Below are 26,151 nucleotides of genomic sequence, written 5' to 3'. Positions count from 1 at the left end.
CAGCGCGCGTAACGCTTACACTAGTATCAAATAATCGTTGAAGAAAAGAACAGTAGGGCGTCCAACCAACAGAGACCTAGCAATTGCTGCAAGCTAGGAGGGACAATCGAATTGGCTTTTTGGAGATTCGGAGTTTAGACCGGGTACCCACCCTTATCGGCGTAATGAGTGGCAGAAACAGTTTCTGCAATTTAGGTGGTACCACGGTAATGCGTCCTAATTGACTAGTAATAGTTGATTGGGATTTTTTTGTATCGAATAATAGGAGGATATGAATATGACGAAAAAAGTATTATTAACTGGAGATCGCCCCACCGGCCGGTTGCACATTGGCCATTATGTCGGGTCATTACGTAATCGGGTGGCGTTACAAAATACCGGTGATTACGATTCATACATTATGATTGCGGATAACCAGGCGTTGACGGATAACGCGCATGATCCAGAAAAGATTCGTAAGAGTTTATTACAAGTGGCAATGGATTATTTGGCTGTCGGGATTGATCCTGAAAAATCAACCATTTTAGTGCAATCACAAATTCCGGCGTTAACGGATATGATGAACCAATTCTTAAACTTGGTGACGGTAGCCCGCTTGAACCGGAACCCAACTGTTAAAACGGAAATCAAACAAAAGGCGTTTGGTGAAAGTGTTCCTGCTGGTTTCTTTGTTTACCCAGTGAGCCAAGCTGCCGATATCACTGCCTTTAAAGCCACTACGGTCCCCGTTGGTGATGACCAAGAACCAATGTTGGAACAAACGCGTGAAATCGTGCGGAGCTTTAACCGGACGTATCAACGAGATGTTTTAGTTGAACCAGAAGGCTATTTCCCACCGAAAGGGTTAGGCCGAATTCCCGGGTTAGATGGTAATGCTAAGATGAGTAAGTCGTTGGGCAATGCGATTTACTTGGCTGACGATGCCGATACGGTGCAAAAGAAAGTCATGTCAATGTACACCGATCCTGATCATATCCACGTTGAAGATCCTGGTAAGATTGAAGGCAACGTGGTCTTCACTTACTTAGATATCTTCGGTGAAGATAAAGCCAAGATTGCCGACTTAAAGGCTCAGTATCAACATGGTGGCTTAGGTGATGTGAAGATCAAACGTTACTTGATCGAAGTATTGGATGGGGTCTTACGGCCGATCCGCGAACGTCGCGCCATCTATGAAGCTGATCCTGCCCAAGTGATGCAGATTTTAAAGGATGGGACTGCCAAAGCCAACGTGGTTGCGGACCAAACTTGGCGTGAAATGCAAGCGGCCATTGGGATTAATTATTTTGAAAAATAAGGTTTAATAAAAATTGTCGTCACTTGAAAAAAGGACGGCAATTTTTTTATTGAGACGCAACTCTGCAAGTGACGGCGATTAATGCTAAACTTAATCCCATAATTAATTAGCTAGAGGAGCATCTGAAACGTGACAGAATCAGGATATTGGCAACAAATTGCAGCTAAGGCTCGCGCTGAACAGCGGCCATTTTTCACGATGGCCCCGATGGAAGCCGTTAGTAACACCGTCTTTCGGCAAGTCATCAGTCGGGCCGCCGCCCCCGATGTATTTTTTACGGAATTTGTGTACGCTAAAGGTATTACGAATCCCAAGACGAAATTCCCGGTACATGGTCGGTTATACGTGGCGCCAGCTGAATCTCAAATGCCGGTGGTTCAACTATGGGGCAACGACCCGGCAGATTTTGCTAGTGCCGCGGTAGCGGTTAAAGCGCAAGGTTATCAGGCGATTGATATTAACATGGGGTGTCCCGATGGTACGGTCATTAAGAATCACGGTGGCAGCGATTTGATTCGTAATCCGCAATGGGCGGTTGATGTGATTGCGGCTGCTAAGTCATCGGGGTTGGCCGTCAGTGCGAAAACCCGTTTAGGCTACAGTAAACTCGATGAGATGCAGACTTGGATTCCGACGTTGCTGGAACAGCACGTGGCGGTGTTGACTGTTCATTTGCGGACGAAACAAGAAATGAGCAAGGTTCCGGCCCACTTTGAAGTGATCGATGAGTTGATTAAGATGCGCGATGCGATTGCACCGGAGACGTTATTGCAAATTAATGGGGACATTAAGAACTATCAGGCTGGAGTGGCTTTAGCCAAAGCGCATCCTGGATTAGATGGCATTATGATTGGCCGTGGCGTCTTCGCGAGTCCGTTTGCGTTTGAGCAACAGCCCCAACCACATTCATTGGCAGAATTATTGGATCTGTTGCGTTACCAATTAGATTTGTTCGATGACTTTAGCCAACGCTACGATGTGCCGCGTTTTCCATCATTAAAACGCTTCTTCAAGATCTATGCGCGCCCAGAGTTAGGCGCGACTGAATTACGCAATGCGATGATGGATGCCAAGTCCACCGCAGAAGTTCGCAAGATTTTGGATGAGTCGCCGTTAGCTAACTAGGCGGATTGTATTTGGTGTTACTTAATGGTTGGTTCTTAAAACGCTAGAACGTTATGGTAACGATACGACTGGGCAATTTAGAAACTGGTAGTTCAGTTAATCTAATGGTTTGAACTGCCTCATTCCTAATTTGCCAATTTTCGTTAATCAACGCCGGGCGGGACAGAATTGGCTCAGTGGTGTCGTTTGACTTGGCCGGTGTTGTTTCCGGCTTAGTCAAAGCCCGGCTTATGAGACCGAACTGTGGCTCATAAACGTGGCCACCACGTTCCAGCCGATTCTGTCCCAACCAGAGTGACAAGTAAAACAGTTATCAAAAGGTCCAGCATACAAGTGGTGTGTTGGGTTTTTTTGATGGACTAACCGGTCTGATGAGACGCGACCGTTGACCATCACACGCTGGGAATTTAATGGTAAAATAAATACAACAGAATGTTTGGTTTTAAGGCGCGACTTTTGAATGATAGGATCGCCTTAAGCTAAAATAACCGAGTGACTTAAAATGAAAAGCGAGCGTGGTGTTATGAAGAATTTAGCAATTGTGGACCTGGGATCGAATTCGGCGCGGATGGCTGTTAATCGACTGCATCCGAATGGAACGGCGGATGAGATTAAGCGGATCAAAGAGGATACCCGGTTATCAGAAGGCATGGGCGCACAGCACGTGTTAAGTGCTACCGCCATTGATCGCACCATCAAAGCGTTGCAACATTTTAAGCGGATCTATTCACGGATGCCCAATACTGATGTGATTGGGATTACCACTGCCGCGGTGCGAATGGCGCAGAATCAGGCAACATTTTTGATGCGGGTCAAAAAGGAAGTTGGTTTGGATCTCAAAGTCTTATCTGGTGATGATGAGGCCTATTACGATTACTTAGGTGTGGCCAATTCGCTAGTCGTCAATGATTGCTTGATTCTCGATACTGGCGGTGCTAGTTGCGAATTGATTCTGGTTAAGGGTGGTCAGGCCAAGCAACTGATTAGTGTGCCGTTTGGCGCGGTCACATTATCGGAACAATTTGAACTTGATGACGTGGTGCCGGCCGCCAATTTATTTCGGGCCCAGATGTTTTTGCGCAATCGCCTAGCAGATATTTGGTGGCTGACCGAAGCGATGCATTTTCCGATTATTTTACTCGGCGGCGCCAATCGGACGTTAGCGCGCATCAATCGCCGGCGTCAACAAAAGCTGAAGGTTGAAGACATTCATGGCTACCGCTTAAAGACAGAAACGGTCTATCACACATTCCTTGATTTCTTGACGCGGTCGCGACTCGGCCGCCAGGATATTTCAGGGATGGAATATGACCGGGCTGATATTATTGTTGGCGGGATGTTGCCACTAGTGACCTTGTTACAAATGCTTGACAGTGATCGGGTCATCTTCTCTGAAAGCGGCGTGCGTGAAGGGATTATCTCGGAACATTTAAATCAGAAAACGGAACCTAAAGATAAGGAATGATTATATGACGGCTGATTTTCGCCATTTTTATCAAAAGAGCTGGGCGGAACGGACCGCGATTGTGGCCGAGAATGCCCACTTATCGTCAACAGAAGCGGCGTTATTCAAAAAATACTATTTGCCGCAACATCATGAGATTATTGAAAATTATTTAACCGATTATCCATTACCCATGGGTGTCGCGGTGAACTTTGTGATTGATGAGCAACCACGAATCGTCCCGATGGTCACCGAAGAACCGTCCGTGATTGCGGCAGCCAGTAATGGCGCCAAAATCATCAAACGGGCTGGTGGCTTTAAGACGGCGCTAAACCAACGTGAGATGATTGGTCAAATCGTGTTAGAACACTTGCAGGATCCGGAACAAACGGCGGACTTGATCAAAGCACATGCACCAGGCTTACTAAAGGTCGCTGACGAGGCTCATCCAAGCTTGAAAAAGCGTGGTGGTGGGGCGCGTCAGCTGCGGGTGCGGCAACTAGGGCAAGGTTACTTATCGATTGATCTGTTCGTGGACGTGCAGGCTGCGATGGGTGCAAACATGCTGAATACAATGTTGGAGGCGGTCGCCAAATCAATTGGTGTCTTGACGAAGACGAATGCGTTGATGAGCATCTTATCCAACTTTGCCACGGCTAGTCTGGTGACGGCGACTTGTGAACTGCCAGTTTCGTTGTTACAAGCCGGCCGTTATGCGGGTGATTTAGTGGCCCAAAAGATTGCCTCAGCTAGCACGGTTGCTCAGATTGATCCTTATCGGGCAGCAACCCACAATAAAGGGATTATGAATGGTATTGACGCCGTCGCCATCGCGACTGGAAATGATTGGCGGGCGATTGAAAGCGGCGCGCATGCCTATGCCGCTAAGGATGGTCAATATCGCGGCATGAGTACTTGGACTACCGATGGCCGGATCTTAAGTGGTACATTGACCATGCCGTTACCAGTCGGCGTGGTTGGGGGCTCGATTAAGATCAATGAACTCGCCCAACTTAATCAGCGATTATTAGGGATTACAACCGCAGGAGATTTGGCAAAGACGATGGCGGCCGTGGGATTGGCCCAGAACTTGGCGGCTCTACGGGCATTAGTGACCACTGGAATTCAACAAGGTCATATGCATTTGCAATTGAAATCATTAGCGTTAGCCGCCGGGGCGACCCCCAGTGAATTGCCTATTATTCTCCAGCGTCTCGAACAAGCGCCGCAACAAGATCTAGCGACGACTCAACAACTCATTGCCACTTATCGGCAAACAAAGGATGAAAATTAAGATGACTGAATTAAAAGTATCACAACAAGTAAAAGACTTATTAAGTGCGACAAACTCCATTTTTCCAGGTAATGTGACGGTCACGTTCGGTGATCAAAAAGCCGGGTATGTGCGTCATGACCAAGCTGCACAATTGATGCAAGATGGGAATATTGAAGTCCATGTCAGCGATATCACGGCACCGAACTATACGGCATCGCATGAAGTCATGCATCTCTTACTGTTGTTGCAAGGCTTCCCACAGATGACGTTTAACTTAACGACGAACAATGCCCAACTAGATGAACAGTTGATGGCGATTGCGACTGAACTTTATGATGCCGTTGCCCATGTCTTAATTGTCCAAAACCAACGGGAACATGACTTAATCGATAGTGAGATTGAAGACTTATACTTCAAAGGCGTTTATGCCACGATTGATCCCGAAGATCCTAATCAAGACGATGCGATGATGACGTTACGGTTATTAACGTTAACGGACTTATTGGTCTTCTTTAATGGTGACTTAGGTGATCAACGCTTAGCCAAGGTTGAAGCGGACTTTCCAAAGTCATGGGCCGCAGCTAAGAAGTTGTATGCAGTCATTACCACTAAGCCGGTTGAAACGCCATTTGCCATGCGGCGGACGGTGGTTAAACTATTCAAAGCTTTCGATGACCAGATGTTGGACTGGGACTTGCCATTGTTACATGGTAGTGAATTCGTCACCATGCAAAGCGTGCTTAGTGACCGGCAACAACGACTAGAAGTGCGCCAATTGTTCGATATTTATCATTCAGAAATGATTGAAACGGAACAGCACACGCGGGCCTTTATCGGGTTAAATAAAGGTGACCGGCAAAATGCGTTTGTCATACCAGCACCAGCTGAAAAGCAAAGTGATGACTTCTTTAAGGAATTGTATGGCATGCAGGTTAAAGATTTGTTTGCCCGGTTGCATGTACCGTTTACGACTAGATAAGAGTGTGAGCGAGGACGGGTTGAAGGTGAGCATTGCCTAGCTAGTCAGTGATACCGGTGAACTTCCGGTATGGCTGACTAGCGTAGCAAGCGGAGCCTTCAGTCCGAGCGAACACGTTTCAGCAAACTAACGCAAAGGAGGTTCTCAAATCATGACAACTCAAGCCCAACAAACGGTACTAGCGGCCAAGCACATTGTCTTCATGACGGGTGCCGGGGTCTCGACACCGTCAGGAATTCCGGATTATCGATCTAAAAATGGCTTGTACACCGGCCATCACAATGCCGAATATTATCTGAGTCATGCTTATCTCGAGTCTGATCCCATTGGCTTTTACCATTATCTAAAGGAAAATTTGTATCATCCAGAAGCTAAGCCTAACGTCATTCATGAAAAGATGGCAGCGTTGACGCAACGCGGGCAGGCTGGAGTGATTACGCAAAATATTGATAATTTATACCAAGTGGCTGAAACTAAAAATTTAGTCGAATTTCATGGCAACTTGTACCAGGTCTACTGTACTCAGTGTGGTCAACCAGTGCCCTGGGCGGACTATTTAAAGTCGCCTTATCATACGACGGATCACGGTTATTTACGGCCCAATGTGGTCTTATATGATGAAGGGATTAATCAGCAAAATGTTGACCGCGCGTTGGCGTTGTTGCGGCAAGCCGATCTGGTCGTGATTTGTGGGACCTCATTTCGGGTTTACCCCTTTGCTGGATTGATTGATTACCGCGCGACTGGTGCGCAAGTGATGGCGATTAATGAAGAACCGTTACAATTACCATTCGATTTTGAGATGGTTCAAACCAATGCGGTCAAATTTTTTGAAGGACTGACGCTAACATGATTACACTAGGATTAACAACTTGGACGGAGCATCCGAGCTTACTGGGCGGAACGGATAACTTAACATTGACGGAATACTCAGGGGTCCTACCAGTTGTTGAAGTCGATACCCCGTTTTACGGGATTCCGAAGGTCAGTACCGTGGCTAAATGGCAAAAAGAAGTTCCGGCCAAGTTCCAATTTATTTTAAAAGCCAATCAGACGATGACGCTGCATGATACTTATGAAGACGGTCTTTCGATGGACGCTTTGAAGACGGCTTACCGTGAATATCGAGCGATGTTGAAACCGTTAATTCAGCATGGACAGCTTAAAGCGGTGTTATTTCAATTTCCACCGTTTTTCGAACGCTCAACGCGGAATTTCCATTATCTACAGCGGATGGTGCAATGGCTGCCAGGGGTACCGATTGCGGTCGAGTTTCGGAATCAGAGTTGGTATGAAGCCGGCGTTAAGGATTCAGTCTTTGACTTTTTGAAGGACTTAGGGCTGATTCATGTGATTGTGGATGAACCGCACGCCATGAATGATGGGGTCTCATTAGAGCCAGTCGTGACGAGTCCGAAATTGGCAATCATGCGGCTGCATGGTCGTAATCAGCAAGGCTGGTCAGCTAAAGGAAAAGATTGGCGCGGTCAACGCACGTTGTATCGCTATAATGACACTGAGTTGGCGGCCTTTAAGACGATGGTCGAAGACTTGCAACCCCAGACAGATGAAGTTTGTGTGATCTTCAACAATAATTCGGGCGGCGATGCTGCGGATAATGCGTTGGCTTTAAAAGAACAGTTAGGCATCTCATTTGGTGATCTAGGACCACAACAGTTGGACTTGTTCTGATAAAAGAACACTTAAAGAACAGTAAGCAGGTCGTGGATTATGATACCCTGAACGTATGGAAAACCGATCAATCAAGGGGGTATCAGACATGACAGAATCAGAAGACAGTTGTAACTTATCATTAGACCGCCGCAAATTTGCTGAAATGGTCGTTAGCTCACACCAAGTTTCGGATGAGCTAGATCCCGAGGCAATCGTGAAACGCAAGCTAACACTATATTTATCCGCGTATTATTTAGCGGATCGTTTTAATAAGTTAGAAAATGCCCATTTTGAAGGGGCTATGAATTCAGAACGTTATCAGAAGTTATTGAATGAACTTAAAGATGAGAAGTTCGGTGACTGGTAAATTGAATAAGTTTGAAGGGCGCTCACATTTGTGGGTGCCCTTTTTTTCTCCTCCCAAAACGTCATAGGACTTGATTGCACATTCAAGATTACTTGAGTTAAAATTGCGGACCAACCAGAGTGGCCACCTGATTCAACTAGTACCAAGCCTTAGTTATATGTTTAAATTTATTGTGATTATTTATACTTTTTACTTAAAAAGTATAATATTTTTGATATTTTAGCCGTATAATGAATTTATAAGTTAACTATACGAATGATGTAAGGTAAAGCTACTGTTTGAATTACGGGGGGTTCTTAGAATGGCAAAAAAAATGGGATCAAAATTGCATTATAAGATGTACAAACAGGGACGCTTCTGGGTCTTTGCAGGTCTAACGCTATTAACTTGGCAGCTTGGGAATACAGCGACTGCCCAGGCAGATACAGCCGGGACGACTGCTAAGCCGGCAACCGCCACGACTCAGGTGACAGCGGCAACTAGTGGTGAGGAAAACAGTGTCAAGTTGTCGGCCACACCAGCATCGACACAAGCTAATCACAGTCAAGCGGAGTCGGCAACGACAAGTACCGATAGTACTGCCAATAGCTCGGAAGCTGCTAGTTCGGCCACCAGTAGCCAGCAACCTCAATCTGGTGCAACTGAGTCTCAGTCAGTAACATCAGGAGCTAGTTCAAGAGCTCAAAGTCAAACTGATGGTAACAGTCAAAGCGCAACTAGTCAGTCGAGTCAAGCACCGGCCAGTGCAGCACTGAAAGATCAATCAAGTGATGTGACACCCGCAAGCTCAGCAGTGACGAGTGCTAAGGACAATAATACAAAACAATTGACTGTTGAACCGGCTTCATCAATGGCGACTACCGGTCAAACTAGTCAGGTCGCTAAGGCAATGGTCACCAGTCGGGCACCCAGACAATTGAATCGCAGTGCTTTATTACGCGATACTGCGGTACCAACTGAGATTAAAGGTGTTAATGGTGATGTCGCCTGGTCATTTGATGCTAGTAATGGGGCGTTAACTTTAGGTGGTGGTACGCTTGGTAGTCCCGACTTTACGTATACCGATACAAACAACACGCTCCAAAAATTGAATCGTGATGATGTTAAGTCAATGGCAGTGACTGGAAAATTAGTGGTCACTGGCCTGAATGGTGTAAAATTATTTGCACATTTGAGCAATGGGGTCACCGGTTTGGACCAGGTTGATGTTAGTCAGGCGACCAGCTTAAGTTATATGTTTTATCAGACGAAGCTAACGCCCGTTGTCAATTTGAATGGTTGGGATGTTCGTAACGTTACTGATATGTCGGAATTGTTTTTCCAGGCGATTGGTGTGACAGATATCGAAGTCAATGACTGGCAGACCGATTCATTAACTGATATGGATGAGACGTTTTCGTGGTCAGATGATTTGGCTACGGTTAATGTAGCTGATTGGAATACTAGTAAAGTGACTAATATGTGGGGGCTCTTCCAATATGCCGGAAAGCTAGTGAATGTGGATGTTAGCAAGTGGGATGTTAGCAAGGTCAGCATCTTCTACCGAACTTTTTATGCCACTGATTCATTAACAAAAATTGATGTTAGTCGATGGAATACTGCAAGTGCGACGAATATGGAGCAAATGTTTCTATCTTCAAGCGTGGAGCACCTTGATTTGAGCAATTGGGACATGTCAAAGGTGACTGATAATGATGAAATGATGGGGTATGCACCAGGTCAAGTGAACACCTTTAGTTTGGTTGAGTTAAAAGTTAGCCCAACGTTTAAATTTGTTTCTCCGGACTTCTCTTGGTATAACAATATCGGCCAAGTCACGACATACCCATATACGGGTAAATGGGTTAAGGTGAGCACAGGTGAAGTTTTAACGTATCAAGAGCTTGATGATTTTTATCGGAAAGGCGCTACGGATACTGCTGAGACTTATCTTGCCCAAACAGATTATAGTGATCGGAGCCAATTGACGGGCCAAGACATTAATATCTATCCGAATACCGATTGGAGCGTGATATCTGGGATTGCCAGTCTGAAAGATGCGCATGGTGAAGATGCGCTTAATTTTGATCCCAGTCAGTTTAGTTATACTGGTTCAGTTGATCAAACTAAGATAGGTCATTATCCAATAACGCTGACCTATACTAGTGCGCTGGGCAATCAATTTTCGGCGCCAATTAATGTCAATGTTATTGAACGTAAAAGTAAAGCGACGATCGGTGGCCAAGATGTCACTGTTGTTATAGGGTCAGACGCAGAAGCCAACTTGGCGGCAATGCAAGCTGTAATTCCAAAATTACTCACTGGGATTACTGATAGTGGCAGTCCCATGGTTGTTGGCCAGGACCAGGTACAAGTTATTGAAAGTTATGCGGATGGTAGTCCGATAACAACTAATGATTATACAATTCCTGCTGTTTATAAGTTTGTTTTTAGTTATCGCAATACAGATGACGTTTTGCTAACACAAACTAGTTTTTTAACCTTGGTTGAAAGTCAGGCTAAGATTAATTTAAAAGCACCAACGATTATTATTGGACCAACTGCTAAATTATCAATAGCTGATTATTTCGATAATCTGATAAATGATGCTGGGCAATCAGTTGATGACGCTACCGGTGTTACGTTTACCGGGGTGGATAATGTTGATTTAACTAAGGCCGGCGATTATACCATCTCAGCAAATTACACGGACACAGTTGGTAATTTAATCACGGCGACAACAACGGTTTATGTAATTGAAAATACAGCAACATTAGGCTTAACGGCTCCAACTGAGCCATTAATTGCCGGACCCAAAACAACTTTTGACCCGACAAGTGTGATTACCACCGCTGTAACTGCCATGGGGACTAAGATGACAACGGCGAATGGTTTAACTATCGATAACACGGTTGATCCGCAAAAAGCGGGGACTTATACGATAACGGTCAGTTATCTGGATAACTCTGGTAATCAGTTGACGAAACAAGTTCAAGTCGTCGTTATTCCTAGTCAGTTAGCCTTGACTGTGCCATCAACGACTGAATTAATCGTTGGCGAACCCTTGGATTTAACTGCTCAAGCCATTACTGCAAAAGATGCGACAGGACAAGCGGTAGCACTAGCAGACCTAGTCATTGACTTGAGCCAGTTGAATACGGCCCAAGCAGGAACCTATCCGGTGACGGTAAGCTATACCGATGCTTATGGTAATATGTTGCAGCGAGTCTTGATGGTAACGGTAAAAGCTAGTCCAATTGCGATTCAAACCGTGCCACAAGTTAACTTATTACTTGGAGATAACTTTGAGCCAACTAGTGCGGTTACCGTCGCTACCGGCATGGATGGTCAACCGCTAGCTAAGACGGCGTTAAGCTACGATGTCAGTCAGGTTAATCTCAAGCAAGGCGGTACGTACACAATGTGGGTCAGTTATCGTGACCAATATCAAAATACGGTCAAGCAAACTGTAACGATTAATGTAAGTGCGCTGAGTTTGGAACTAACGGATGCCCTAACCGTGACTCAAGGCACGACTTTTGATCCAGTAAACCTCGTTAAATTGGCGACAAACGCGCTAGGTCAATCGATGACAGCCAGTCAATTAACGATTACTGGAACGGTTAATACCGCTGTGCCAGGCAAGTATCAGTTGCAAGTGACGAACCGAGATCAATTTGGACATCAACTGACTAAGTCAATGACGGTTACGGTGTTGGCGTCAACGCCTGATCCTGAGGTGCCGACTGATCCAAGTACACCAACTGATCCAAGTACACCAACTAATCCAGAGACACCGACTGATCCAAGTACACCGACTGATCCCGGTACAACGCCAACACCAGATCATCCGAATAATGGTGGGATCGTGACGCCCCCAACTGATGTAGATCAGCCAAATCAACCAATTGTCTCACCGGCCAAACAGGGGACCAAGCAAGCAGTTAAGACGGTTGTTAAGGTCAAGTCAGCTAATCGAAAGACTGGCCAATCTGTAACTAAGACTGGTCTTAAACAAAGTCAACTGACTGCTGCTACGATTAAATCGGCAACAACGACGCAAGTGGCAATGGCTACTATTGATTTGGCAACAACGATGCAATCAGCAGCGGCAACGATTAAACCAGCAGCAACAACGCAATCAGCGATGGCGACGATTAGACCAGCTAAAGCACAATTAAAGGCTGTCGATAACTTAACTGTTGGTAAGCATGCGATGGTGGAAAAGCCGTTACCACAAACGAATGAAACCAAACCTTCACTAACGAGCACCATTTTATTAGCGACGACAGCAGCTTTAGCAGCCTTAGGAATCACATTGAAACGGCGCCATAATTAGAATTAACTTGAATAAGTTCAATCATCATACAATCACCAAGTTTAGCAGACTGGGTGATTGTTTTTTGTTAGGATTAAAGCTTGGGCATTGTTGATTAGTGAGCAAGTGGCCTAGGCCAGTCGTTGGTCGATGGGGGTGATTGAGTTAAACCGAAATTTGCGATGATTCCTATCATAACAACACCTTTAGACTTAAATGTACATACATTTTCGCGCAACAAAACTTGCTGTGAACTGGAATATCAAAGTGTTCTTTCTGTGTACTTCCGCACAAAAACGGTAGTAAAAGCGCTTTCAATCCGATATGATTTGCTTGTAGAAAAATAAAAGGAGTTGAAACCATGTTACTAACAGTTATCTCATATGCCATGATTGTCGTCTTCATGTTTATTATCATGAAGAAGAAATTATCACCATTTACCGCCTTAGTATTGGTTCCATTAGTTTTCGCCATTATTGCGATGGTCGCCGGCGTTGCCAAAAAAGGCACAATCGGTGATTTCGTCCTCGAAGGGATCAAGACCACTGCCAACACCGGGATCATGCTATTATTTGCGATTCTTTATTTCTCGATTATGTTGGATGCCGGACTCTTTGATCCTATCACCAAGAAGATGATTCTCTTCGCTAAGGGTGATCCCATGAAAGTCCTAATGGCCACAGCCATCGTTGCGGCGGCCGTTTCCTTGAATGGGGATGGGACGACCACAACCTTGATTTGTTGTTCCGCTTTTATTCCGATTTACAAGAAGTTAAACATGCGGATGATGAACTTAGGGGTTTTGGTTATCTTACAAAACACGATCATGAACTTACTTCCATGGGGCGGGCCAACTGCTCGGGCAATGGCCGTCTTAGATGTTGATGCCAGTATCTTAGCTTACGTGATGCCTGGGATGATCTTAGCCTTACTTTACGTCACCTTTATCGTTGCCCCTAGTATGGGTCGTAAAGAACGTAAACGTTTAGGCATTAAAGAATTATCACCAGCCGAAATCGATGCAATGACCCAAGTAACGGATCCCGATGTTGCTGAGATTCGTCGGCCAAAGAACTTTGCATTCAACGGTATCTTAACCATTGTTTTGATTGCTTGGTTAGTTGCCGGTTCATTCATCAAAGCTTTAGAAATGCCACCATTATTGCTCTTCTTAGTCGGAACTTGTATCGCGTTGATGGTCAACTATCCAAAGCTCAAAGACCAATCCAAGCGAATTGGTGCTAACGGTGGTGACGCCGTGCAAGTGGTTATCTTAGTCTTCGCGGCGGGGGTCTTCATGGGTCTCTTCCAAGGAACTGGGATGGCGACGGCTTTGGCTCAAAGCTTTACCCAAATTATCCCGCATCAATTAGCCGGTTTCTGGGGCTTAGTCATTGCTGCAATTTCTGCTCCTGGGACTTTCTTCCTATCAAACGACGGGTTCTACTTTGGGGTCTTGCCAGTCTTAGCTCAAGCTGGGCGGGCATACGGCTTTACCAACATGCAAATGGCGCTCGCTTCTTTGATGGGTCAAGCGTTCCATTTACTCAGTCCATTAGTAGCCTTTATCTACTTGTTACTACGTTTAACTGGTTTGGACATGGGGGCTTGGCAAAAGGAAACCGCCAAGTACGCACTTGGCGTCTTCGCCATCTTCGTGGTTACGATTCTCTTGACCGGCCACATGCCATTCTACATTCCACAATGAGTTTAATTAGGTAACACAACGCCATTGACCCGCAACCTGCTTAGCCGCGTAAATGGCCAATAAGCAAGCTGCGGGTCAACTCATTAGGCCGTCGATAGAACATTAAAAGAACAATCTGAATCAACATTTGGTTATATGATGGAAGCAAGGGTTAAGCGGTAGCTGTTAGTTTCAATTGTAAGCGATTTACCAGTTGCCGCTGACTGAACAAATTAAAGGAGTGATCCGCATGGCTAGTTTTTGGCAAACCTTATTTCATCACGAAGCGGCCAGCGCCCCGGCCGACCAGCCGGCGGTGACACCGACTGTGCCTGCTGAACCAGCTGAGGAGTGGGTGACCGTCCCAAAGTACTTGGAAGTCGATCCGCATGACCATTTAATTCCAAGTCTGGTTGCCGCCAGCGTGACGGCGACCGCGGTTCCCGATAGTCAGTTAGTGTTAAAAAAGCTCTATGTGCAAAATCCGGAAGCCCAGCTTGTTAGCGTTATTGCGAGCAGTTGTGCTTTAGCTACCGGCGACGGTCAATTCGTCGTCAAATCAGTCAGAAAGCGAGTTGACCAGCACTAATGTTACGTAAATTTAAGATCACCATTGATGGTAAAGAATACTTGGTTGAAATGGAAGAAATCGGGGGCGTGGCGCAACCAGTTGCCCCAGTTGCCGCGGCACCCGCACCAACTGCCACGACACAACCTGCTGCTACCCCCGCCCCAACCCCAGCGCCTGCTCCGAAAGCAGCGCCCGCTGATGTGGCCGATGCGATGGATGCACCGATGCCTGGCACGATTATTAAGGTATTGGTTAAACCAGGCGACCAAGTAACTGAGAACCAGCCATTATTAGTCTTAGAGGCAATGAAGATGGAAAATGAAATCGTTGCCAATCGAGCTGGCGTTGTTGAAACATTATTTGTCGATAAAAATGACACGGTGAATGCCGGTGACGCGCTGATTAAGATCAGCTGAAGGGAGTAAGCATGTGGAAACCTTAATTCAGGGGATTACCTCAATTACCTTAGGCCAAATCGCGATGATGCTGATTGGTGGCATCTTGATGTATTTGGGTATCAAAAAAGAATATGAACCAACGTTACTAGTCCCAATGGGGCTGGGGTCCATCCTGGTGAACTTCCCAGGGACCGGGGTTTTAACCCAAACCGTTGGTGGCACCAAAGCCGAAGGGGTCTTGGATGTCCTCTTTAAAGCCGGAATCACGACCGAATTGTTTCCACTTTTAATCTTTATTGGGATTGGTGCGATGATTGATTTTGGACCATTGTTACAAAATCCGTTCATGCTCTTATTCGGGGCTGCAGCGCAATTCGGGATCTTCTTTGTCATTATCGTGGCAGTCTTATTCGGCTTCGATATTAAGGAAGCGGCTTCTATCGGGATTATCGGGGCAGCGGATGGGCCAACTGCCATCTTCGTTTCGAACCAGTTAGCCGAGAATCTGCTGGGGCCGATTACCGTGGCGGCATATTCGTACATGGCATTAGTGCCAATTATCCAACCGGCCGCTATTAAAGCTGTGACGACTAAGAAGGAACGTCAAATTCGGATGACTTACAAAGCCGAAAGTGTTTCGAAGCAAACTAAGATTCTCTTCCCAATTATCGTCACGATTTTGGCCGGCTTTATCGCCCCAATCTCGTTACCATTGGTCGGTTTCTTAATGTTTGGGAACTTACTGCGAGAATGTGGGGTCTTAGACCGCTTATCCAATACCGCCCAGAATGAATTGGTCAACATCGTCAGCATTCTGTTAGGGTTAACAATTTCCGTCAAGCTGCAGGCTGACCAATTCCTGAACTTACAAACGTTAATGATTATCGCCTTTGGACTCGTGGCCTTCGTCATGGATTCCATCGGTGGGGTCTTATTCGCCAAGTTATTGAACGTCTTCCGGAAAGAAAAGATCAATCCAATGATTGGGGCCGCCGGTATTTCGGCCTTCCCAATGTCTAGTCGGGTGATCCAAAAGATGGCGTCTGAAGAAGATCCAAAGAACTTTGTCTTAATGTATGCCGTTGGTGCCAACGTTTCTGGCCAGATTGGCTCAGTTATCGCCGGTGGCTTGTTGCTATCATTCTTCATGTAAAGGGAGGCTAACACCATGATTCATAATTTAGAAATCGCGTTTGAACTAATGGGATTTGGGATGGGTGGCGTGTTCTTAGTCCTCTTCGTCATTTACCTGATTTCCAAGCTCTTGATCAAAGTCTTTCCAGCTAATAAATAGCTGAAATTTGCCGTTCCGGGTGGTCTGGATTGACGCTGGAACGTGGTGGCCACGTTTGGAAGCCGAAGAGCGGTCTTCCAAGCCGGGCTTTATCTAAGTCGAAAAGCCATCGACTAAGATAAACGACACCACTGAGCATCAATCCAGATTATCCGGAGCGACAATAAAACAACAATACTTTTGGAGACGCTAACTGTTAGCTGAAATATAGTAGAACATGGTGGCTCATAGAAAAATGTTCAAATTATCTAAAGAAAGCAAACATGGAGTTGGATAATATAAGCATGATCATCACAATGGTCAGTCACCTTTGTATTAGTTTTGTAAAGTAAGTATTGATTGTGTAAATTCAGGATTAGCTTCGGTTTATTATGCTATATTCACTAAGTAACGTAATGAATGATTATTTACGTTAACTTTTATCATATTGAGGTGCTCAATAGCATGATTAGGACTCAAAAGGTGCGACTATTTCCCAATAGTCATATGCAGATAGCTCTCAATGATTTATGTAATTATCGACGTTATTGTTGGAACAGCGCACTAGCAACCTGGAATGAACTGTATGAAGTTTATTGCTTAAATTCTGAAAATGATTTTAAACCTAGTCAACGGTTGGTGCGCAATGAATTAGTGGCGAATAAAGCTGATTGGCAATATGGTTTGTCAGCTCGAGCCTTGCAATTAGCCGTTGCTGATTTAGGAAATGCTTGGCAGAACTTCTTTGACCAAGCCCAGCCTGATTGGGGACGACCAAAGTTTAAGTCCAAGCGAGCACCGCGCCAAGGCTTCAAAACTGACCGTGCTAAGTTAGTTGCAGGTAAGTTACGGTTGGATAAACCACGTGGTGTCAAAGATTGGTACGACATTCGTTTCAATAAACAGGTAGATTTAAGCGGTAAGTTAAAGGCTGTTAGTATTTATCGTGAAAATGGTATCTATTGGGCCTGCCTAAATCTTGAAGTGACAATTAAGCCGAAAGTTAAAACAAATCAAGTGACAGCTGTAGATGTGAATGTCGGCCACTTAAACTATACGTTAGGTGTTTTAAAAACACTGCCGCTCAAGTTGATGCGCTTATACAGCCGGATTAAATTCTATCAACGTCAATTAGCACGTAAACGTCAGGTTAATGGGAAGCAGGCAACTAAAATGAAAGCCTATCTTGCAATGAAAAACAAGTTGCAACGAGACTATCGTAAAGTTGCAGATTGCCAACACGATCTGATGCATAAATTCACGACTATGCTGGTTACTCAGTTTGATACGATTGTGATTGAAGATTTAGCCGTGAAGAAAATGCAGATGACCCATGTCGCATCAAAAGGACTACATCGATCAATGTTTGGTTACTTCCGCCAGCTACTGACTTATAAATGCCAATGGTATGGGAAAAAGTTAATCTTGGCTGATAGACTCTATCCATCCACACAACGTTGTTCAGCTTGCGGCCATATCAAACAAGGTGAAGACAAAGTTAGTTTACAAGGTAATTACCGACATGGTACTCGACATAACGAGTATGACTGTTACCATTGTGGGGCTAAACTTGAGCGCGACGAAAACGCCGTGGCTAATTTGTTAGCTTTGATCTAAAAGAATAAAAATAATGGGGCTGGCTTAGCCCTTAGACTATCATAGCTGGTCAATGTGGTATTTCTAATTAGAAATACTGGAATACCAACGTTATAACGGTAGTAAGCAAAATAAATGAAAGGAAATATGTAACCTTTCTAAATGCAGAAATCAGTAATGTTTTTCTACATTTCTCCATGTTTTGCATAGCAGGTGACGGCATGCAACTTAAACGACTGTGGTTCGACATTAATCCGGTGGCAAAGCGACAATGGCAAGCGCTATTGACGCAAGCAGGATTGATGGCGGATGAGCAAGTTGATTATACGATCGGCTTATATGATGGTGACAACTTGGTCGCGACCGGTTCGCTTTATCAAAACATTATTAAATGCGTGGCCGTTGCCACAACGGAAACGCACCAAAACTTATTAGCCCCGCTAATTAAAGCGTTACTAGATCGATTAGATGAACAGCAACAATCGCATGCCTTTGTATACACCAAGCCGTGTACCGCCCCGTATTTCGAAGCACTTGGATTTAAGGCGGTTGTCGCGACGACCCACGTAGTCTTGTTGGAACGCGGATACCCGGATCTGAACGCTTACCAATTGTTATTAGATCAGCGGAAAGTCACGAGTGCCAATGCGGGGGCCATCGTGATGAATGCTAATCCGTTTACGAACGGCCATCTGCAGTTAATCCAGACAGCCTTGGCAACTTGCGATGTTGTTTACGTCTTTGTCGTTTCAGAAGATCGGTCACAATTTGATACGCAAGCGCGGCTAACCATGGTCCAACAAGCCGTTGCTGATCAGTCACGGGTGATTGTGTTGCCAACAAATCATTACTTGGTGGCCAACGCCACGTTTCCGGCGTACTTCTTAAAAGATCAAGCGGACTTGGCGGTCGCTAAAGAACAAGCACAACTCGATGCCACCTTATTCTTACGTAAAATCAGTCCAATCCTGGACATTCATCACCGGTTTGTCGGTGACGAGCCTTTTTCGCCCGTTACCAAAGTCTACAATGACCAGTTAGCGCAAGTTCTAACTGGTCAGCTGCAATTGACTGTTGTGCCACGCTTGACAGTCGATGCGCAACCCGTCAGTGCCACGCAAGTACGGCAAGCACTTGCAGCCAACGACTGGGCTACTGTTAAACAACTAGTGCCAGCCACTAGTTATCACTATTTGAAGGGGAGTCAACCACATGCAAACAGCTAAAACCGTCACGGTGGGGACTATGGAATCTAGCGACATTATGATTACCTTAAAGCCCAACGCCAGTGGCATTACCATTGACCTCGACAGTAACGTTAAGAAACAATTTGGGGCTCATATTACAGCACTAATGACTGAAGTTTTACAAAAATTAGGCATTAATGATATTGCCGTTGAAGCCGTTGATAAAGGCGCCTTGGACTGCACAATCAAGGCCCGCACAATTGCGGCAGCTTATCGTTTACAAGGCAAGACGGATTACGATTGGGAGGCGTTGAACTCATGGAACGTTTAAGAAGAACAATGATGTTCGTCCCCGGGGCGAATCCAGCAATGTTACGCGATGCCATCTTATATGGGGCCGATTCAGTCATGTTTGACCTTGAAGATGCCGTTTCACTGAAAGAAAAAGATACGGCGCGGGTCTTGGTATATTCCGCTTTAAAGACCTTTGACTACTCATCCGTTGAAACGGTCGTGCGGGTTAACGCCTTAGATGCTGGTGGGAAGCAAGATATCGAAGCGATGGTCCTGGGAGGCATTAACGTTATCCGGCTACCGAAGACGGAAACCGCGCAAGATATTATCGACGTGGATGCCGTGATTACCGCAGTGGAAGCAAAATATGATATTCCAGCCGGTACCACCCATATGATGGCGGCCATCGAATCCGCTGAAGGGGTTTTGAATGCACGTGAAATCGCTAAAGCTTCGGACCGGATGATTGGGATTGCGCTGGGCGCTGAAGATTATGTCACCAGTCAAAAGACCCGCCGTTATCCAGATGGGGCGGAATTATCCTTCGCCCGCAACTACATCTTACATTCAGCACGGGCCGCTGGGATTGCCGCGATTGATACGGTTTATTCTGATGTTGATAACGAAGAAGGCTTACGGCACGAAACGGAATTGATTAAGCAACTTGGTTTTGATGGCAAATCAGTCATCAATCCGCGTCAGATTCCAGTAATTAACGGCATTTATGCGCCAACGATTAAAGAAGTTCAAAAAGCGCAAGAAGTAATGGCGGGCATTCGTGAAGCCGAAGCCAAAGGGTCTGGGGTTATTGCAGTTAACGGTCAAATGGTTGATAAACCAATCGTTGAACGGGCCGAACGGGTCTTAGCCTTAGCCAAGGCCACTAATATGGAGGTGGACTAAGATGGTTGAAAATAAATTAAAGCGTGAGATTCCGGCTAAATATGCCGAACAATACGGCGTTTATGACGGCGAGTTTGCCCATATTGATAGCTATCAAGCCGCCACTAAAACCATTAAACCGATCAAGCCTAACGACAGCAAGCTACTAGGCAGTATTCATGAAGCCATCGTTAAGACGGGCTTAAAAGATGGGATGACGATTTCTTTCCATCATCATTTCCGCGAAGGTGACTTTGTGATGAACATGGTCTTGGACGAAATTGCCAAGATGGGGATTAAGAACTTGTCGATTGCCCCCAGCTCAATTGCGAATGTGCATGCACCGCTGATTGATCACATTAAAAATGGCGTGGTGACGAACATCACGTCCAGTGGGTTACGGGACAAAGTCGGCGCAGCGATTTCGAGTGGGATTATGGCGAATCCAGTCGTGATTCGGTCTCACGGTGGTCGTGCGCGGGCCATTGCCAGCGGTGACATTCATATTGACGTCGCTTTCTTAGGTGCGCCAAGTTCTGATGAATACGGTAACATCAACGGTACTAAAGGAAAAGCAACTTGTGGTTCATTAGGTTACGCGATGGTCGATGCGAAGTATGCCGACCAAGTTGTGGCGATTACGGACAGTTTGATGCCATATCCGAATACACCGATTAGCATTCCGCAAACGGATGTTGATTACGTGGTCCAAGTTGATGCGATTGGTGATCCAGATGGGATTGCGAAGGGCGCAACTCGGTTTACGAAGAACCCGAAAGAATTATTGATTGCTGAATATGCAGCTAAAGTCATTACCGCATCGAGCTATTTCAAGAACGGCTTCTCCTTCCAAACTGGGAGTGGCGGTGCAGCCTTAGCGGTTAGTCGCTTCCTCCGCCAAACGATGATTGACGAAGATGTTAAAGCGAGCTTTGCATTAGGCGGGATCACCAATGCGATGGTCGAAATGCAAAAAGAAGGCTTAGTCGACAAGTTGATCGATGTGCAAGATTTTGACCATCCGTCAGCCATCTCCCTCGCCGAAAATGCCGATCATTACGAAATCGATGCCAACATGTATGCGTCACCACTGAGCAAGGGCGCGGTCATCAATCAATTAGATATTGCCATTTTATCCGCGCTGGAAGTTGATACCGACTTCAACGTAAATGTGATTACGGGTTCAGACGGTGTGCTTCGAGGCGCTTCCGGTGGGCATTCCGACACCAGTGCCGCTTGCAAGTTGAGTATGGTAATCGCACCGGTTGTCCGGGGCCGCATCCCAACTATTGTGGACGCAGTGACGACGGTCGTTACCCCTGGCTCTAGTGTCGATGTTGTCGTGACGGAATTGGGGATTGCCATTAATCCGGCACGTCAAGACTTAGTCGACATGTTTAAAGGTTTAAAAGTGCCACAATTAACCATTGATGAATTAAAAGATAAAGCTTATGCGATTACCGGTGTCCCTGAAAAGATCGAATACGGTGATCAAACAGTCGCTTTAATTGAATATCGCGATGGCAGTTTGATCGATGTGGTCAAAAATGTCTAGCACGTTCCAAAATCTAACTGGTCCCGAAATCACGTTGCCACAAATGTTGGCAACCCGTGATTGGCGCGCGGCGGAGCAGTTAGCCGTCTTACAAGCACATCCCAGTGCAACGCTTGTCTGGTCATCGGTACGGATTCCCGGCCCGATTAAGACGGGACCACAACTGACTCAGCAGTATCAAGCCATTATGATCAACTTGGCGCACCAATATGGGGCGGCGGTCTTAGTTCAAATGAGCTTTGATCGGCCAACAGGCTTTGAGTTCTACTTGGTCTTGGATGTGCCGGCCGCGCAAGTGAAACGAGCGTTGATCCAGTTTGAACAACAAGCTGGGTTTGCTCAATTATGTGATCTGGATGTTTTGACTTTGGACGCTGGCAATTTAAAGCAAACCAGTCGTCAAGGACTTGCCTTACCCGTCCGTCCGTGCCTGATTTGCGGTGGCGATGCCAAGGCTTGTAGCCGGTCACGAAAACATGGGTTATTAGAAGTCCAACAAGCCGTCGATGGCTTAATTACAGAAGGGTGGCGAGAAGTTTGAGTCAAAAAGTTGAAATGATGGAAACCGTCTTACGGGATGGTCAGCAAAGTTTGATTGCCACCCGGATGCCGATTAGTGACATGTTGCCGATCTTGGGTAAGCTGGATCAAGCCGGTTATCACGCGCTCGAAGTTTGGGGCGGGGCGACCTTTGATTCCTGCTTGCGGTATTTGAATGAGGATCCGTGGGAACGTCTACGTGAGATTCGCAAGCATGTCAAACACACCAAGTTACAAATGTTATTACGCGGGCAAAACATTCTCGGCTACAAGAACTACGCTGATGATGTGGTGGAGACTTTTGTTCAAAAGTCGATTGAAAATGGAATTGATATCATTCGGATGTTCGATGCCTTAAATGATACCCGTAATCTGCGGACCGCTTTGGCAGCCACGAAAAAGTATGGCGGCCATGCACAGATGACGATCTCGTATACGACGAGTGAGTTCCATACGATTCCATACTACGTTAAGTTAGCCAAAGAGATGGCGGATATGGGGGCTGACTCCTTGTGTATCAAGGATATGGCCGGAATTTTAACGCCACAGCGGGCTTATGACCTCGTTAGTGAGTTGAAGGCCACCATCGATATTCCCATTGAAATTCATACGCATGCGACTTCGGGCATTGCGGATATGACTTATATCAAAGCCGTGGAAGCAGGCGCCGATATTATTGACACCGCTAGTTCGCCATTTGCTGGGGGGACAAGTCAGCCAGCGACTGAATCAATGTTAGTGGCGTTAAAAGATCTCGGTTATGATGTGCCGGTTGACCAGACGTTGGCGGCCGAAATCGCCGAATACTTTGCACCGATTCGTGACCGTTTTCGTAATGATGGCGGCTTAAACCCTAAAGTGATGGACGTCCAACCAAAATCCTTGCGGTACCAAGTGCCGGGTGGGATGCTCTCTAACTTATTGGCCCAACTGAAAGATGCGGGTCAAGAAGACTTGTACGAACAAGTCTTGGATGAAGTGCCGAAAGTGCGTGGCGACTTGGGCTATCCACCATTAGTGACGCCATTGTCACAGATGGTTGGGACGCAAGCGCTGATGAACGTGATGAGTGGCGAGCGTTATAAGTTGATTCCAAATGAAATCAAAGATTACGTCCGTGGGTTATACGGCCGGCCACCAGTAGCAATTGATCCGGCAATGATCAAGACAATCATTGGTGACGAGCAGCCGATTACCACGCGGCCGGCTGATGATATCGCGCCACAGTTACCGGGCTTTAAAGCTGAGATTGGCGACTATGCACATAGCATGGAAGATATCTTGATTTATGGCTTATTCCCAGATCAAGGCCGTGATTTCTTAGGCCGGCGTGAAGACCGGTTCTACGATGTCCCGGTTCAAAAGATCGATTTGAGTTTCGCACCAGAAATTTAACCGACTGAAACAACCCGCAGCCAGCTTGCACTACTGGTTACGGGTTTTGTTGGTTTGAAATTGGTTAAACTTGTCGCTTCGGTTGGGCGGGATTGACGCTGGAACGTGGTGGCCGCGTTTGTGAGCCGAAGAGCGGTCTCACAAGCCGGGCTTAGACTAAGACTGGGTAAAATCACCCAGCCTAAGTCTAACGACACCACTGAGCGTCATCCCGCCCGCTCTGCGCTAGTAATGATGATCATTTGGAGCTAGTTTGACGGCATAGTTAGGCGGAGTGAGATTGTGTTTACTGTTTAGCTGATGAGTTAGCGTTAGCGAATTACATGGTAAAACATGACAAATTTTACTGTCATTGACCAGTAATTGTTAGATTTTGAATTGGTTCGTCATAAAATTAGGTTGTAGACCCTTAAAATGTAAGCTGTCTGTAACGGAAACGCTTTCGTGGTCTGATATAATGGAGAGTGACTGAGATTAGTATTAGTTGGCATCGATAAGCATTAAGTCATAAATGATTATTGATTAACGTCGGGCGGGCCAGAATTGGCTCAGTGGTGTCGTTTGACTTAGCCGGTGATTTTCCGGGTTAGTCAAAGCCCGGCTTATGAGACCGCACTGTGGCTCATAAACGCGGCCACCACGTTCCAGCCGATTCTGGACCAACCAGAGTGGCAAGTAAAATGAATGCTAATCTCACGGGTCGTAAGATGAACGGAGGGGACCGCATGGATGCTATCGTGCAAGCTGTTGCTAATAATTTAGATTTATCCCAGAACCAGCCCCTAAAAGATCTGGTCTTTGAAGCATTTCGGAAGACGATTATTTTAGGGGATATTCCGGCGGGCACCCGGATCAATGAAAAGAAATTCGCTGAAGAACTCAACGTTAGTCGGACCCCGATTCGCTATGCGCTACGACGCTTGGCCGAAGAGGATTTGGTGGCTAGTGCGCCGGGGGTCAGCACGATGGTCAAGGGGATCACAGTCAAAGATGCCTACGAAATCTTTGATATTCGTAAAGAACTTGATTCGCTCGCGACCCGTAAAGCCATGTCACAAATGACTACGGCCGATTTTGAAGAATTACGTAAGTTACTTGAACGAACAGAAACCGAGCTCGATGAAGTCCCCGACCAGACAGTTGTTAATTATTTTACGGACTTCAATCAATTTATTTATAATCACTGCGACATGCCGCATCTGGTTGCAATTGTCTTCAAACTGCAAGCATATCTCGTTTACTTCCGAGATATTTCGATTATGTCACGGGAGCGACGCGCGTTAGCGTTGCAAGAACATTGGCGCATCTACCAAGCGATGGTTAATCATGATGAAGTTCAGATCAACTTAATTATTCGCGAGCATTTAGGTCAGTCACTGCAATTTATCATTAAAGAGATGAGGGAACGACACCTTGATTAAAACGACTCCAATGACCGATACGCTGACCTTGATCAGCCGCTTCGCTCAACAATCGCTCGTCGCTGAAGTGTCACTAGCACCCAAGCCAGGACTAGTTGATCCGTTTTCGGCCGGTGCGCATGACGATATGGATTACGATTTATTTATGACCAGTATTCAAGCTTGGTCACCGTTTTTGAAATTATATTTAAAATTAGGGCAAGCGAGTCCTGATTTGACCCAGCTATTTGCCAGTTTACGGCGTGCTGGGTCTCAAGGTGAGCGGACGATGCTGTTGGCGACTCATCAAGTCAATACGCACAAAGGCGCCAACTTTTCGTATGCGGTCTTACTAGGCGCGCTAGGCTGGTGCTCGAAGACGCAAAGTTTGGCTGCGTTACAAGCCGAACACTTTAAAGCCGTTTTTGCGGCTGTTCAAACGATGACTGCCGGAGTTACGGCAGCTGACTTTAAGCATGTCAACATTAAGGATCACTTGTCATACGGTGAAGAACTGTACGTCCGTTACGGGGTCACCGGGATTCGTGGAGAAGCGGAAGCCGGCTATCCGGCGCTACAAGCGATGGCATTGCCGTGGTTACGATCACATGCCGATTTGCCAGTGACCGAACGTTACTTAAAATTGATGCTGTATTTGATGGCCGAACTAGAAGATGTTAATTTGTTACATCGTGGCGGCCAAGCGGGGCTGGCCAAAGTGCAGACGGCGGCCCGGGAGTTACAAGCAGCTGATTTGACGGGGCCGGCTTTAGCTAAGGCCTTGCGGGACCTTGATCAGCAGTTGATTGCTTGGCATCTTAGCCCCGGTGGCACGGCTGATTTGTTAGCGTTAGGGATCTTCTTTGATCAGTTACAAGACTCACCGTTAACTTTGATTTAAAGCATCATTTTGT

The 26,151-nt window shown here is 46.1% G+C and carries 23 protein-coding genes and 1 other annotated feature; all 23 genes read left to right on the top strand.

Annotated elements, in window-relative coordinates; translation table 11 throughout:
* The first annotated feature begins 28 nt into the window (after window positions 1–28).
* Window positions 29–222, top strand: a binding site (T-box leader).
* Window positions 223–277: 55 nt separating this feature from the next.
* The 23 genes from trpS to citG all read left to right on the top strand — a co-directional run bounded on the left by trpS (window position 278) and on the right by citG (window position 26,138).
* Window positions 278–1,297 (top strand): tryptophan--tRNA ligase, encoded by a 1,020-nt coding sequence (gene trpS / locus FFM80_RS04380; protein WP_137639681.1) that lies wholly within the window; start codon window positions 278–280, stop codon window positions 1,295–1,297.
* A 129-nt stretch (window positions 1,298–1,426) separates the two neighbouring features.
* The gene (locus FFM80_RS04375; protein WP_137639680.1) at window positions 1,427–2,422 is read left to right on the top strand and encodes a tRNA dihydrouridine synthase; all 996 of its coding nucleotides are present in this window, start codon (window positions 1,427–1,429) and stop codon (window positions 2,420–2,422) included.
* Window positions 2,423–2,945: 523 nt separating this feature from the next.
* On the top strand, window positions 2,946–3,887 hold the full coding sequence (locus FFM80_RS04370) for a Ppx/GppA family phosphatase (RefSeq protein WP_137639679.1): 942 nt from the start codon (window positions 2,946–2,948) through the stop codon (window positions 3,885–3,887).
* A gap of 4 nt (window positions 3,888–3,891) precedes the next feature.
* Window positions 3,892–5,160 carry a hydroxymethylglutaryl-CoA reductase, degradative gene (locus FFM80_RS04365; protein WP_137639678.1) on the top strand — a complete coding sequence of 423 codons (1,269 nt, stop codon included), beginning with the start codon at window positions 3,892–3,894 and terminating at the stop codon, window positions 5,158–5,160.
* A 1-nt stretch (window position 5,161) separates the two neighbouring features.
* Window positions 5,162–6,121: an IpaB/EvcA family protein gene (locus tag FFM80_RS04360; RefSeq protein WP_137639677.1), complete on the top strand. Its 960-nt coding sequence runs from the start codon at window positions 5,162–5,164 to the stop codon at window positions 6,119–6,121.
* A gap of 151 nt (window positions 6,122–6,272) precedes the next feature.
* Window positions 6,273–6,974 carry an NAD-dependent protein deacylase gene (locus tag FFM80_RS04355; protein WP_137639676.1) on the top strand — a complete coding sequence of 234 codons (702 nt, stop codon included), beginning with the start codon at window positions 6,273–6,275 and terminating at the stop codon, window positions 6,972–6,974.
* Window positions 6,971–7,813 (top strand): DUF72 domain-containing protein, encoded by an 843-nt coding sequence (locus FFM80_RS04350; RefSeq protein WP_137639675.1) that lies wholly within the window; start codon window positions 6,971–6,973, stop codon window positions 7,811–7,813. Before FFM80_RS04355 ends, FFM80_RS04350 begins: the two co-directional genes overlap by 4 nt.
* An 88-nt stretch (window positions 7,814–7,901) precedes the next feature.
* Window positions 7,902–8,162 carry a hypothetical protein gene (locus FFM80_RS04345; protein ID WP_137639674.1) on the top strand — a complete coding sequence of 87 codons (261 nt, stop codon included), beginning with the start codon at window positions 7,902–7,904 and terminating at the stop codon, window positions 8,160–8,162.
* Between the two features lie 301 nt (window positions 8,163–8,463).
* Window positions 8,464–12,480, top strand: coding sequence for a BspA family leucine-rich repeat surface protein (locus FFM80_RS04340; RefSeq protein WP_137639673.1), 4,017 nt, complete (start codon window positions 8,464–8,466; stop codon window positions 12,478–12,480).
* Between the two features lie 340 nt (window positions 12,481–12,820).
* On the top strand, window positions 12,821–14,167 hold the full coding sequence (locus tag FFM80_RS04335) for a CitMHS family transporter (protein ID WP_137633764.1): 1,347 nt from the start codon (window positions 12,821–12,823) through the stop codon (window positions 14,165–14,167).
* Between the two features lie 229 nt (window positions 14,168–14,396).
* Window positions 14,397–14,735 carry a hypothetical protein gene (locus tag FFM80_RS04330; RefSeq protein ID WP_137639672.1) on the top strand — a complete coding sequence of 113 codons (339 nt, stop codon included), beginning with the start codon at window positions 14,397–14,399 and terminating at the stop codon, window positions 14,733–14,735.
* Window positions 14,735–15,133: an acetyl-CoA carboxylase biotin carboxyl carrier protein subunit gene (locus FFM80_RS04325; protein WP_137639671.1), complete on the top strand. Its 399-nt coding sequence runs from the start codon at window positions 14,735–14,737 to the stop codon at window positions 15,131–15,133. The genes FFM80_RS04330 and FFM80_RS04325 overlap by 1 nt, the downstream gene beginning before the upstream one ends.
* A 13-nt stretch (window positions 15,134–15,146) precedes the next feature.
* Window positions 15,147–16,268 (top strand): sodium ion-translocating decarboxylase subunit beta, encoded by a 1,122-nt coding sequence (locus FFM80_RS04320; protein WP_137633761.1) that lies wholly within the window; start codon window positions 15,147–15,149, stop codon window positions 16,266–16,268.
* 15 nt (window positions 16,269–16,283) lie between these two features.
* Window positions 16,284–16,409, top strand: a complete 126-nt coding sequence (locus tag FFM80_RS14620; RefSeq protein ID WP_137639670.1) for an OadG family protein — start codon at window positions 16,284–16,286, stop codon at window positions 16,407–16,409.
* A 444-nt stretch (window positions 16,410–16,853) separates the two neighbouring features.
* Complete coding sequence (locus FFM80_RS04310) at window positions 16,854–18,005, top strand: RNA-guided endonuclease InsQ/TnpB family protein (RefSeq protein WP_137639669.1); 1,152 nt, start codon at window positions 16,854–16,856, stop codon at window positions 18,003–18,005.
* A 200-nt stretch (window positions 18,006–18,205) separates the two neighbouring features.
* Window positions 18,206–19,210, top strand: coding sequence for a [citrate (pro-3S)-lyase] ligase (citC, locus tag FFM80_RS04305; RefSeq protein ID WP_137639668.1), 1,005 nt, complete (start codon window positions 18,206–18,208; stop codon window positions 19,208–19,210).
* Window positions 19,197–19,502, top strand: coding sequence for a citrate lyase acyl carrier protein (citD, locus tag FFM80_RS04300; RefSeq protein ID WP_137633758.1), 306 nt, complete (start codon window positions 19,197–19,199; stop codon window positions 19,500–19,502). Before citC ends, citD begins: the two co-directional genes overlap by 14 nt.
* Window positions 19,490–20,368 carry a citrate (pro-3S)-lyase subunit beta gene (gene citE / locus FFM80_RS04295; protein WP_137639667.1) on the top strand — a complete coding sequence of 293 codons (879 nt, stop codon included), beginning with the start codon at window positions 19,490–19,492 and terminating at the stop codon, window positions 20,366–20,368. Before citD ends, citE begins: the two co-directional genes overlap by 13 nt.
* Before the next feature lies 1 nt (window position 20,369).
* Window positions 20,370–21,902 carry a citrate lyase subunit alpha gene (gene citF / locus FFM80_RS04290; protein ID WP_137639666.1) on the top strand — a complete coding sequence of 511 codons (1,533 nt, stop codon included), beginning with the start codon at window positions 20,370–20,372 and terminating at the stop codon, window positions 21,900–21,902.
* Window positions 21,895–22,443 (top strand): citrate lyase holo-[acyl-carrier protein] synthase, encoded by a 549-nt coding sequence (gene citX, locus FFM80_RS04285; protein WP_171001028.1) that lies wholly within the window; start codon window positions 21,895–21,897, stop codon window positions 22,441–22,443. The genes citF and citX overlap by 8 nt, the downstream gene beginning before the upstream one ends.
* Window positions 22,444–22,457: 14 nt before the next feature.
* Window positions 22,458–23,837 (top strand): oxaloacetate decarboxylase subunit alpha, encoded by a 1,380-nt coding sequence (locus FFM80_RS04280; RefSeq protein ID WP_137639690.1) that lies wholly within the window; start codon window positions 22,458–22,460, stop codon window positions 23,835–23,837.
* A gap of 725 nt (window positions 23,838–24,562) precedes the next feature.
* A complete protein-coding gene (locus FFM80_RS04275; protein WP_137639664.1) occupies window positions 24,563–25,258 on the top strand; it encodes a GntR family transcriptional regulator in 696 nt (231 codons plus the stop codon).
* On the top strand, window positions 25,251–26,138 hold the full coding sequence (gene citG / locus FFM80_RS04270) for a triphosphoribosyl-dephospho-CoA synthase CitG (RefSeq protein WP_223877293.1): 888 nt from the start codon (window positions 25,251–25,253) through the stop codon (window positions 26,136–26,138). The genes FFM80_RS04275 and citG overlap by 8 nt, the downstream gene beginning before the upstream one ends.
* Window positions 26,139–26,151 lie beyond the last annotated feature (13 nt).

This window comes from Lactiplantibacillus dongliensis (assembly GCF_005405105.1).
GTDB lineage: Bacteria > Bacillota > Bacilli > Lactobacillales > Lactobacillaceae > Lactiplantibacillus > Lactiplantibacillus dongliensis.
The sequence above is the reverse complement of the archived record's forward strand: the minus strand, read 5'-3'. Positions and strand labels throughout refer to the sequence as shown.